Source organism: Nocardioidaceae bacterium SCSIO 66511, assembly GCA_023100825.1.
GTDB lineage: Bacteria > Actinomycetota > Actinomycetes > Propionibacteriales > Nocardioidaceae > Solicola.
The window spans coordinates 1,696,266-1,708,047 of record CP095846.1 but is presented as its reverse complement, the minus strand read 5'-3'; the positions used below and the strand labels follow the sequence as shown (position 1 = coordinate 1,708,047).

Genomic DNA, 11,782 nt, shown 5'->3' with positions numbered 1-11,782 from the left:
CCAAGCAGCCGCCGAAGTACGGCGTCCCGCCATAAGAGCGGCCCGGTGTGGCACGACGGCGTACCTCGGCGCGGTTGGTGCGCTCAGCACGAGCAGCGGGCTCAGACGTCGCTGCCCAGCCACCCCCGAGTCGCGGCAGCATGCCCGAGCTGGAAGCGCGTGGCGACGCCTGCGCGCTGCATGAGCTGGTGTACGCGACGCTGAACGGTGCGCAGCGACAAGCCGAGCTGGCCGCCGATCGCCTGATCGGTGAGCCCGGCGAGCAGCAACGACAGCAGACGTACGTCGGTGTCGTCGACCTCCGCGGCCGCGCCGTCGTCGAGGCCGGTTGCGCCGACTACGAGCGGGTTCGACTGCCGCCACACGAGATCGAACAGCGTGACCATCGCATCGAGCAGCCCGCTCGGATGCACCAGCAACGCACCCGCGGTCGCCGACTCCGTGGTCGGGCGCAGCGGGAGCAGAGCGAGTTGACGGTCGGCGACGATCATCCGGAGCGGGACCTCGTTCGTCACCCGCACCTCCTCGCCGGCCGCAACGGATTCAGAGGCACGGTCGAGGAAGCCCGGCGCTTCGAAAGCCGCGCGTTCGAGTACGACGCGGTACGACACACCTCGATCGGTGGCGATCTGCTCGTCGACGTTCTCCTCGGCGGAGACCACCGCGACCCCCGACTTGACCAGGGCCAGCACCTCGGTGCTCGCACCGCGTTGCAGCTGCGCGAACCGCTGGGCCACGGCCTGTGACCCTTCGACGACGTCGATCACATCGGTGTGCGTACGCCCCTCGGCAGACTCCCGATATCGCGCGGCCAGCACTCCGAGCTCACGCTCGGCGGCGCGGATCTCCTCCTGCTGCTGCACGATCATCGACCCGAGGGCGACGACCGGCGGAGACGCGACAAACCGGTCAGGGTCCGCAACGGGCCGCGCCACCATGCCCTTGAGCTCCAACGCGTCGAGCGCAGCGACCGTCGACGACAGCGTCGCCCCGAGCGCGTCGGCGATCGAGTCGGCGGAATCCGACGGGGCTTCGACGAGCCGCCGGTACGCCCGCTCCTGCAGGTCATCGAGCCCCAACACACCGAGCATCCTGTCCGCTTTTCGCGCCGTCACCCGCAAATCTTGCTTGGCGGAGACGCGACCTGGCAACAGCCGGCCACATGGTCACTCGACGCCGTACAGGCCCAAGACGTACTGCTCGGTGCGAGTGTCATTCGCATCGACCGCCTTGATCCACAGCGATGCCACGCCGCCCGCATGATCGGTGTTGTCGACCAGCGCTACCCAGGTGCCGTTGCGCTTGACGACCGGGACGTCGACCCAGTTCTGATCGCTCAGGTCGAGGTCGTTCTCGGCGATCTCGTCGAACGTGACCTTCGCGCTGAACGACTCGATCTCGCCCGGGTCGTAGTCCTGCTGACCGTTGAAGGTCACCGACACCGGGAACTCCTCAGCCGCGGGTGCCAGGTTGCGCCCGTCGACGGGTGCGTCGTACCGGGGCATGGCGACCGGCAGCGGCACGACCTCGTCGCCCTCGGGCGCGGTGGAGCGGAAGGTGAACGACGTGTTCGTACGCTGACCCAGCTCCCAGACCTGCTCCCGCGAGATTCGCCGCTGGCTCACCTCGGCCCGAATCTCGACATCGTCGGCGCTCAGCCGGAACTGGCCCGATGGCCAAGAGCTGTGGCGGAGCAACTCACCGTTCTCGTACACGTCGAGACCACCGATGTCCCCGAAGCCCCCGGCGGCGGTGCGACCCGAGACCGTGTCCTGCCACGGCCCGAACGAGAACCCAACGAGGTTGCCCTGCCGCTCGGCAACTCGCGAAGGAGACCCGTCGGCGTTGGTGTGTAGTGCGCCGAGCGTCGGCAGCTTGAACCACTCCGTCTTGCGACGGTCTCCTGCGCGATAGGTGCGGACCGGGTCGAACCAGGTCTCGGGCCGCAGCCGGTAGTCTCCGCTGGACGCCAACTGCTGCCAAGGCAGTCCGGTAGTGAAGTACGACGTACGAGGCGTTGGTGTCGTGATCGGACTGCCGGAGCTGGTGAACAGCGCCTGACCGCCGTCCGCAGGAAGGACCCTGGCCCATTCTTCGGCGTCCCAGGTCTTGCGTTGCGAGTGCCATTTCTCCTGCACGGTCGCGACGTCCCGTTTGCGTACGACCCGCGACTGGTCCTTGCCGATCCGGCCATTCTCGATGAACGCCAGGTTGTAGACGTACTTGCTCTTCTCCGTCGGTACGCCGGTCTGGTGCGCTCGCAATGCGGTCGCGAACTCGAAGCCGCCTTGCTTCGGCCGGCCGGTCGGCGACACGAAGAACTTCCCAGCTTCGGCGAAAGCGGTCCCCTCGACGGTCCATTTGTCCCAAGTGCGGGTCAGGTTCAGCGACCCGGCGTCGATCTCGCTCGGACGCGGCGTATCGACGGTGACTCGCGTTGCCTTGCGAGCGTCGAGCTTGTACGTCGTGTCCTTGGTGAAGCGCTTCTGCGGATCTCCGACGTACGCCATGGAGCGGACTCCCCCCTCCGGTCGGGTCTCGATGAACGCCGCGATGTGGTAGCTCCCGGCCCGGAGTCGCAGGTCGATGTCGTCACCGTTCAAGTAGAACGCTTGCCGCAGCGGCTGATGCATGTCGGTCACATCGAGATACCCGATGCTCGCGGGCTTTCCGTCGCGGCCGATCGGTCGAACGGTCACGTTCACCGTCTTGGGTTCGAGCCAGTAACCGACCGCTGTCGTTGCACGGATCCGCTTGCCGCCAAGGGACTTCGCGATCACCCGTCCGCTGATCTCGCCGTACGCACCGTCGCGGAGCTCACCGAGATGACCGCGAGCGGTCACCGCAACTTGCTTTGACCCGCCAGCAGGAATCTTGAGGAGCGGGCGACCCACCGTGATTGCGTGTGCGGGCACCCGGCGATCATCGGCTCCCCGTACGTCGACCACGTCGAGCCGGAGTCGGAGCGGCCGGTCGGTGGTGTTGGTGTACGTGATCTTCTCCGACGCTCGCTCGCCGAAGTCGTGCGGCCAGTCGAACGACGCGAGCTCGACGCTGGAGTCGGTGACGACCGGAGTCTGCACAGCGCCCGGAACCCACATCTCCCCGGCGCCCTGCTCGTACACGTCCGCCTGCGGTTTCGCCTTCACCGACGTGGTGAGCGCGTCCTTGACCTGTTGGGGTGACCAGTCCGGGTGTGCCTGCCGGACCAGAGCCGCGCCGCCGACGACGTGTGGGGTCGCCATCGAGGTCCCGGACATCGCAACGTAGTTCTCGCCGTCGGGACTGCCCGCAGCGGCTCCGACGATCCCGACACCCGGTGCAGCGATATCCGGCTTTATCCGGTGGTCGCCGAGCGTCGAGCCGCGACTCGAGAAGTCAGCGGTCGCACCCGAGTCGTCAACCGCACCAACCGTCAGCACTCCCTCGGCGCATCCGGGCGAACTGACCGTGTCACGCATACCGGCATTGCCGGCCGCGACGACGAACAGTGAGTCGCTGCGCTCTGCGAGGTTCTGCGCCGACTCGGCGATCGGATCGTCGCATTCGGTCGGCTCGGACGTACCCAGGCTCATGTTCACGACGTCTGCGTCGTTGTCGACGGCCCACTCCATACCGGCGATGATCCAGGAGGCCTGTCCGCCGCCGACTCCGAGAACCTTGCCGACCAACAGATCGGCGCCGGGAGCCATCCCGACCTTCGAGGGGTCGGCGGCGCCGCTGCCCGCGATGGTCGACGCGACGTGCGTACCGTGCCCATCGCTGTCGGCTACCCCGGCGCCGGTGAAGTCCTCGGCTGCGACGACCTGGTCGGCCAGATCGGGGTGGTCGGCGTCGTACCCGGTGTCGAGTACGGCGACCTTCGTGCCGCTTCCGTCGACGCCGGTGTCCCATACCTGCGGAGCACCGGTCTGCTCGACGCCGGTGGCCGGGTCGAGGTCGCTGTCGGTCGCTCGCACCTTCGCATCCAGCCAGATCGACGTGCGCGCAGATCGGTTGCGGGTCAGCTGAGCGTACGCCGTCGAGAGCTTGCTCTTCGTCGCACTCACAGCGCTCGCGCCGACCGACTCCAGACGAGCGTCGACGCTGACACCGTTCAGCGCACGAGTCGTCGCGGCAGGTCCCTTGACGATGAGCGGCAGCGTGTCGCGATCGTCGTCGCCGTAGCCCTGCCGCAGCAGGCCCGTGACGTTGAACAGCTCCGGGTCGAGGCTGCCGTCGGCCAGGGCCGGCGTCGCATCAGCCGGTACGACGTACAAGTCCTTGCCGTCGCGGCGGGTGAAGTAGTTCGAGCTGCCGTCGAGAACGGCCGACGGCGTGCCGTCGCTCGACCGGGTGACGATCGCTCGGTCTCCGGTGACGAGCGTGACGGCCTTGCCCGCCGAGGGCGGCGTACCGGCTGCGGTGCCACCGATGGGCTGGTCGGCCGACGACGGCGAGGTGACCGCGACCATGGCGGTCACCACCACGGTGCCGGCGGCGAGGATGGCGCCGATGCGGTGCCCGAGCCGTGTCCTGGGACGAGAAGCGGACATCGAGGTACTCCTGCGCTAGAGGATGGTACGGCTCACCCTGGCAAGTCACCGCCGCCTCGGGTAGTAACCGGACGTGGCGGGAACGCGCTATGACACAAACCCGCCACGACAAGGCGCACTCGCTAGGTCGTACTCGCGCCGCCGTCGCATCCGCCCAACTACTCGCCGAGGTACGTAATCCCGCCACAAGAGCGCCCCTGTGTGGCAGGACGGCGTACCTCGGCGCGAGCGGATGCGGTCGGAGTGCGGTGTCAGGAGTCGAAGCCGAGCCCGAGCGCATCGGTCAGCTTGAGCCACGGGTTTCGCTTGCCCTGGTTGGCATCTGCGCGTGCCAACGACCAACGAGTCAGTTGTACGCCCGCGTAGCGGACCGGTTCCGGCGGGAACGGCAGCGGCTTCTTCCGTACCATCTCCAGCTCCGTACGCTCGGTCGTCGCGCCGTCGAGTAGGTCGAGCATGACGAGCGCGGCGAAACGCGTCGCACCGACACCGAGACCGGTGAAGCCCAACGCGTACGCGACCGACCCGCCGTACGCCGTGCCATAGAACGCGGAGAACTGCGTGGACGTGTCGATCACCCCGCCCCAACGATGCGTGAACCCGATGCCTTCGAGGCTCGGGAAGTACGCATCGAAGTGCCGGCCGAGCGTCTCGAAGGTATCGAGCCGCTGTTCGTACGATCGCCGGATGCCGTTGCCATAGTGGTAGATCGCGTCGTACCCGCCGAACAAGATGCGGTTGTCGCGACTGAGCCGCAGATAGTGGAACTGGTTGCCGCTGTCGCCGACGCCTTCGCGCCCGGACCACCCGATCTCGCTCAGCTGGCTCTCGGTCAACGGCTCGCTCATCAACGCATAGTCGTACACGGGCACGGTCATCAGCCGAAGCCGGCGAAGGAGAGGCGGAAACGCGTTCGTCGCGAGGATCACCCGGCGCGCCGTCACCGCGTGATCACCGACCCGTACACGGACAGCCGAGCCGCTGCGGTCGAGCTCGCTCGCGCGTGAGTTCTCATAGATCTCGACTCCGGCTTCGAGGCACGCCGCTCGCAGGCCCCAGGCCAACCGGGCCGGCTCGACCAGGGCGACGTCCGGATCGTAGATCGCCGCACGGACCAGCGGGGACTCGAATCTGGTCCGTGCCGCGTCTCTGTCGAGAAACTCCGCCGCGCCGCCGTACGCGCGCATCGTCTCGACTCCGTCGCGCAACTCGTCGACCTGGTAGTCCTCGGTCGCGATGTCGAGCTCGCCGTTGCGCTCGAAGTTGCAGTCGATGCCGTACTTCGAGACCGTCTGCTCGATGGCGTCGAGGTTCTCGCGACCCAATCGCAGCAGGTCCGGCAGCTCGTCCGGCCAGCGCGCCACACCGTTGTCGAAGCCGTGTGTCAGGCTCGCCTCGCAGAAGCCGCCGTTGCGCCCACTCGCCTCGTTGCCGCACGTACCCGCCTCGACGAGCACTACGTCGCGGTGCGGGTTGCGTTCACGAGCGAGCAGCGCCGACCAGAGACCTGCGTACCCGCCGCCGACGACGAGCAAGTCGGTACGAACGTCACTCGTCAACCGCGGCATCGGCTGGGGGCGTGCCGGATCGGCGAGCCAAAACGGCTCGGGCTGCGCCGCACGCACCCGCTCGCGCACAGACGTCATGCGCCAGCCTTCGCCTTACGCCGACGCGAGATCTCCGGCGCGACGACGAGGATGATCGCGATCAGGAACATCACCGTGCCGACGACGTTCACCTGCATCGGAACACCGCGCAGCGCTGAACCCCATACGAACATCGGGAACGTCGTCGTCGTACCCGCGTTGAGGTTCGTGATGATGAAGTCGTCGAACGACAACGAGAAACTCAACAGCGCCGCCGCCAGGATACCGGGGAACACCAGCGGGAAGGTCACCCGCCAGAACGTCTCCCGCTCATTGGCATAGAGGTCCATCGCGGCCTGCTCCAACGACCCGTCGAGGCCGGCGAGTCGCGCCTTGACCGTGACCACGACGAACGAGATGCAGAACGTGATGTGCGCGATCAGGATGGTCCAGAATCCGAGGCGTCCGCCGAAGCCCGCCGATACGAACAACGCCAACAGCGACGAGCCCATCACGATCTCGGGGGCAGCCATCGGCAGGAAGATCAACACGTTCGCGGTCGTACGCCCGGCGAATCGATGGCGTACCAGCGCGAACGCGATCAGCGTACCGAGCACGGTCGCGCAGATCGTCGCCAGCAGACCGATCTCGACGCTGCGGACGACCGCAGGACACATGCCCTCCGAGGCACATGGGTTCGCCCAGTTGTCGAGTGTGAACCCGTTGAAGACGTACGCCTTGCTCGGCTTGCTGAAGCTCATCAGCACGACGACGGCGATCGGGATGAACGTGTAGATGAGCACGATGATGCCGAGCGCCAGTACGAGGTGGTCGGCGATCCAGCGGCCCATTCGCTGCAGAGGACTCATACGAGGTCCTCCGCTCCGGACCGGCGTGCATAGACCACGACCATCACCACGATCAGCGCCATCAGGGTGATCGACATCGCGCCTGCGGCCGGGTAGTCGCCCGCGTCGGTGAAGAGGTTCTGGATCACGCTGCCCACCATCCGCTCGTTGGGGCTGCCGAGCAGCTGGGCGTTGATGTAGTCGCCCGCCGCCGGAATGAACGTCAGCAGCGTGCCCGCGACGACACCCGGCATCGACAGCGGCCACGTCACCTTCCAGAACCCACGCGCCGGCGACGCGTACAGGTCGGTCGCTGCCTCGATCAGGCGGCCGTCGATCTTCTCCAGGCTGGCGTACAGCGGCAGCACCATGAACGGCAGGAAGTTGTACGTGAGGCCGGCGACGACGGCGACCGGCGTGGCCAGCACCCTGCCCTCGTCGCCGACGATCTGCAGGAACTGCAGGGTGTTCACGACCCAGCCGTCGTCGGCGAGGATCAGCTTCCACGACAGCGTGCGTACGAGGAAGCTGGTGAAGAACGGCGCGATCACCAACACCAGCATGAGGTTCTTCCAACGCCCCGCCTTGAAGGCGATCGCGTACGCGAGCACGTAGCCGATGATCAGGCACAGCAACGTGGCGATGCCGCCGTAGACGAGGGAGCGTACGAGCGGACCCCAGTACTCACTCAGCGCATCGACATAGTTGCCGACATGCCAGGTCATCTCGTACCCGTCGAGCACTGAGCCGTCAGGGTCGTACAGGCTCGTCGCGACAAGTGAGTAGAACGGTACGACGAAGAAAACGAACAGCCAGATGATGCCCGGGATCATCAGCAGGTAGCCGGTCGGGATCCTGCGGCGTCGGACGCCTGCCTCCCCGGGCGTCTCGCGTACGTCGGTGCTCATGCCGGCGCATCCTCGAGCTGTCGTCCGGCGCTGACGTCCTGGTCGGCGTCGAGCAGGAACGCGTACTCGGGTCGCCACGACAGGTCGACGGGTGTGCCGACCTGGAAGAGGCCTCGGCTGCCGGTGTTCTGTTCGAAGACCATCAGCTCCTGACCCCACGGCATCTCGACGAGGTACTGCGTGCTGACGCCGACAAAGCTCACATCGGAGATGACGCCGCCGGGGATCCGGTTGCCCGGTGCGTCGAGCTCGCCGTCGACCTCGGAGATCAGCACCTTCTCCGGGCGAATGCCGACCCAGCCCGAGCCGGAGTCGGTATGCGAGCGCTCCTTGGGGATTGAGGCTTTCGTACCGGCCATCTCTACGACGTACGAGGCGCTGTCGTTGCCGACGATCTGCCCGGCGATGAGGTTCGACTGGCCGAGGAAGTTGGCGACGAACGTCGTTGCCGGGTTGTCGTACAGCACCGACGGCGGACCCATCTGCTCGATCACACCTCCGTTCATCACCGCGATGGTGTCGGCCATCGTCATGGCCTCCTCCTGGTCGTGGGTGACGTGTACGAACGTGAGGCCGACCTCGGTCTGGATCCGCTTGAGCTCGATCTGCATCGCCCTGCGTAGCTTGAGATCAAGTGCGCCGAGCGGCTCGTCGAGGAGCAATACCTCGGGCTCGTTGATCAACGCCCGCGCGAGCGCGACCCGCTGCTGCTGACCGCCGGACAGCTGCGACGGCTTCTTCTTGGCCTGGGACTCGAGTTCGACCAACTCGAGCAGCTGCTGTACCCGATCGCGTACGTTCTTGACCTTGCGGCGCCGCAGACCGAATGCGACGTTCTCGAAGATGTCGAGATGCGGGAAGAGCGCGTAGTTCTGGAACACCGTGTTGACTGGGCGACGGTACGGCTTCTCGTACGTCACCTCTCGGTCACCGAGCAGGATGCGGCCGGACGTCGGAACCTCCAGACCCGCGACCATGCGAAGGGTCGTGGTCTTACCGCATCCGGACGGGCCGAGCAGCGCGAAGAAGTCGCCCTGCGGTACGACCAAGTCGATGCTCTTGACGGCAGTGAAGGTGCCGAAATCCTTGGTCAAAGACTCGATTCTCAGGTCGCCCTTCTCGGTGCTCGCGTCGCTATCCACCTGTGACATCGGCCCAGTCTCCTTCGTATCTGCGGGTCTGATCCGCATCGAGCGGCATCAGGTCGACGGCGTTCGCCAGCATCTCTTCGTCGGGGAAGATCAGTGCGTTGTCGACCAGGCTCGGGTCGACCTTCTCCATCGCCTCGCGCGCACCCTTCACGGGGCAGATGTAGTTGACCCAGGCGGCGAGCTTCGCGGCCACCTCGGGCTCGTAGTAGTAGTCGATCCACTCTTCGGCGTTGCCCAAGTGGTCGGCCTTGTTGGGCACGATCATGTTGTCGCTCCACAGCGACAAGCCCTCCTCGGGCACGACGAACTTGATATCGGGATTGTCGAACTGGGCCTGGATGATGTCGCCCGACCACGCCTCGCAGGCCACGATGTTGCCGGACTGGAGATCCTGCAGATACTCATTGCCGGTGAATGCCCGGATCTGACCGGAGTCGACGACTTCCCGCAGGTTGTCGATCGCGTTCTCCCACTCGGTGTCGTCGAAGTCGAGCGGGTCGGCGCCCACTCGGATCAGCATGAAGATCATCGTGTCGTACATCTCCGACAGGAGCGTGACTCTGCCCTTGAGGTCGCTGCGGGTGAGCAGCTCCTCGAACGACTTGAGCTCGTCGGTCTTCGCGGCGTTGTAGGCGATGCCGGTGAGCCCGCTCTGCCACGGCGCGGAGTACTCCCGGTCGGGATCCCACTTCTTGTCCTTCAACGACGGCAGCAGGTTGTCGTGCAGGTTGGGCACGCGACTCGCGTCGAGCTTCTGGATCCAGCCCGAGTTCACCATCCGGGCGGCCATCCAGTCGGTGGACACGAACATGTCGCGCTTCACCGGCTCGCACGCACCGAGCTGGTTGCGCACCTTCGCGTAGAACTCCGCATTGTCGTTGTAGTCGACGTTGTACGTGACGGAGATACCGGTGCGTTCCTCGAACGTACGAAGCGTCGAACCCTTCTTGTTCGGCGGGTCGATGTACGCGGGCCAGTTCGAGATGATCAGGTCGGGCTGGGTGTCCGACAGATCCGTGCTCACGCACGTACCCGCCTCGATGCGCGTACCCGGCGCGTCGAACAGCGGTAGCACCGCGAGACTGCCGACGCCGAATGCCGTTGCACCCGCGCCGCGCAGGAGCGTACGCCTGCTGACTCTGCCCATCAGCTGCCTCCCGTCGAGCGGTCGGCGAACACGATGCGATGCCAGTCCTTGCGGGGCACGGCGGTGTTGTCGACCATGACGTGTTTGATCTGGGTGTACTCCTCGAACGAGTACGCGCTCATGTCTTTGCCGAATCCGGACTGCTTGAAGCCTCCGTGCGGCATCTCCGAGATGATCGGGATGTGGTCGTTGACCCACACGCAGCCGGCCTCGATCTCGCGGCTCGCCCGGTTGGCCCGGTTGAGGTCACGCGTCCATGCTGACGCCGCGAGGCCATACGGGGTGTCGTTCGCGATGTCGATCGCCTCGTCGTCGGTGCCGAACGACACAGCCGCCAGCACCGGGCCGAACACCTCGTCACGCATGATCGCCGCATCGCGGTCGATGCCGGAGACCAGCGTCGGCGGGAAGTACGACCCGGAAGCGAACTCGGGATCGCGCGGCAGCGAGCCGCTCCGCACGGTGGCGCCGTCGGCCTTCGCCTTCTCGACATGGGTACGCACGCGCTCGAGATGGCGCTGCGACGAGAGCGGACCGATGTCGGTGTCGTCGTCGTGCGGGTCTCCCAGTCGCATGGACGCCATGAGGTCGGCGACACCCGCACAGAAGTCGTCGTACAGCGACTCGTGCACGATGGCTCGCGTTGCAGCGGTGCAGTCCTGACCGGTGTTGAGGCAGGAACCGGCGACCGCTCCGTGGATCGCCGCTTCGAGGTCGGCGTCGTCGAAGACCACAAACGGCGCCTTGCCGCCGAGCTCGAGGTGGACGCGCTTCGCAGCACCGGCAGCGATCGCGCCGACCCGAGAGCCTACGGCCGTCGACCCGGTGAAGCTGACCATCGACACATCGCGGTGACCGACGAGTGCCTCGCCGGCAGCGGGACCGGTGCCGGTGAGCACGTTGATGACGCCCCCGGGAATGCCCGCCGCACTTGCCGCCTCGGCAAACATCAGCGAGGTGTACGGGGTGATCTCGGCCGCCTTGAGCACGATGGTGTTGCCGGCGGCGATCGCCGGAAGAACCTTCCAGGCCGCCATCTGCAAGGGGTAGTTCCATGGCGCGATCGAGCCGACGACTCCGATCGGCTCGCGCCGGATGGTGGAGGTGTGCTCGCCGGAATACTCACCACTCGCGAGCCCGGGCAGGTGGCGGGCCATGCCTGCGAAGAAGGCGACGTTGTCGATACTTCCCGCGATGTCGAACTCGCGCGACATCCGGATCGGCTTGCCGGTCTGCAGCGTCTCCGCCTGCGCGAGCGACTCTTCACGCGTACGTAACTCCGCGGCGAAGGCGTGCATCAGATCCGACCGCGCGGCAGGTGTCGCCGTCGACCAGTCGGCGTACGCGTCGCGAGCGGCGCGTACTGCCCGGTCGACGTCGTCGGTCGACGCGAGGTCGGGCGTTGCGAGCACCGCTCCCGTCGCGGGGTTGACGATGTCGACCTCCCGCTCCCCCGTGCCGGCGCGGTACTCGCCCGCGATGTACTGATGACCGTTGTCGAACACTGCTGGTAACTCCTCCGGACGACGTACGTGAGCGGCGTCACAACGTATAGTCGCAAACTCGTCGGCGGTCGACAAGCGATTCGGTTGTTATGATCCCAGTTC

General features: G+C 66.3%; 8 protein-coding genes. All 8 read right to left on the bottom strand.

The genetic code is table 11. The features are described from left to right. Nucleotides 1-101: 101 nt before the first annotated feature. The 8 genes from MU582_08020 to MU582_07985 all read right to left on the bottom strand — a co-directional run bounded on the left by MU582_08020 (nt 102) and on the right by MU582_07985 (nt 11,680). Nucleotides 102-1,115 carry a hypothetical protein gene (locus tag MU582_08020; protein UPK76567.1) on the bottom strand — a complete coding sequence of 338 codons (1,014 nt, stop codon included), beginning with the start codon at nt 1,113-1,115 and terminating at the stop codon, nt 102-104. Between the two features lie 51 nt (nt 1,116-1,166). Beyond that, the gene (locus tag MU582_08015; GenBank protein ID UPK76566.1) at nt 1,167-4,535 is read right to left on the bottom strand and encodes a S8 family serine peptidase; all 3,369 of its coding nucleotides are present in this window, start codon (nt 4,533-4,535) and stop codon (nt 1,167-1,169) included. A 251-nt stretch (nt 4,536-4,786) separates the two neighbouring features. Continuing rightward, a complete protein-coding gene (locus MU582_08010; GenBank protein ID UPK76565.1) occupies nt 4,787-6,181 on the bottom strand; it encodes an FAD-binding oxidoreductase in 1,395 nt (464 codons plus the stop codon). Beyond that, complete coding sequence (locus MU582_08005; GenBank protein ID UPK76564.1) at nt 6,178-6,990, bottom strand: ABC transporter permease; 813 nt, start codon at nt 6,988-6,990, stop codon at nt 6,178-6,180. Before MU582_08005 ends, MU582_08010 begins: the two co-directional genes overlap by 4 nt. Continuing rightward, nucleotides 6,987-7,877, bottom strand: a complete 891-nt coding sequence (locus tag MU582_08000; protein UPK76563.1) for an ABC transporter permease — start codon at nt 7,875-7,877, stop codon at nt 6,987-6,989. Before MU582_08000 ends, MU582_08005 begins: the two co-directional genes overlap by 4 nt. Then, nucleotides 7,874-9,028 (bottom strand): ABC transporter ATP-binding protein, encoded by a 1,155-nt coding sequence (locus tag MU582_07995; protein UPK76562.1) that lies wholly within the window; start codon nt 9,026-9,028, stop codon nt 7,874-7,876. The genes MU582_08000 and MU582_07995 overlap by 4 nt, the downstream gene beginning before the upstream one ends. Then, on the bottom strand, nt 9,012-10,175 hold the full coding sequence (locus MU582_07990; protein UPK76561.1) for a spermidine/putrescine ABC transporter substrate-binding protein: 1,164 nt from the start codon (nt 10,173-10,175) through the stop codon (nt 9,012-9,014). The genes MU582_07995 and MU582_07990 overlap by 17 nt, the downstream gene beginning before the upstream one ends. After that, entirely contained in the window at nt 10,175-11,680 is a 1,506-nt protein-coding gene (locus MU582_07985; protein ID UPK76560.1) for a gamma-aminobutyraldehyde dehydrogenase, read from the bottom strand. Before MU582_07985 ends, MU582_07990 begins: the two co-directional genes overlap by 1 nt. Nucleotides 11,681-11,782: the final 102 nt, after the last annotated feature.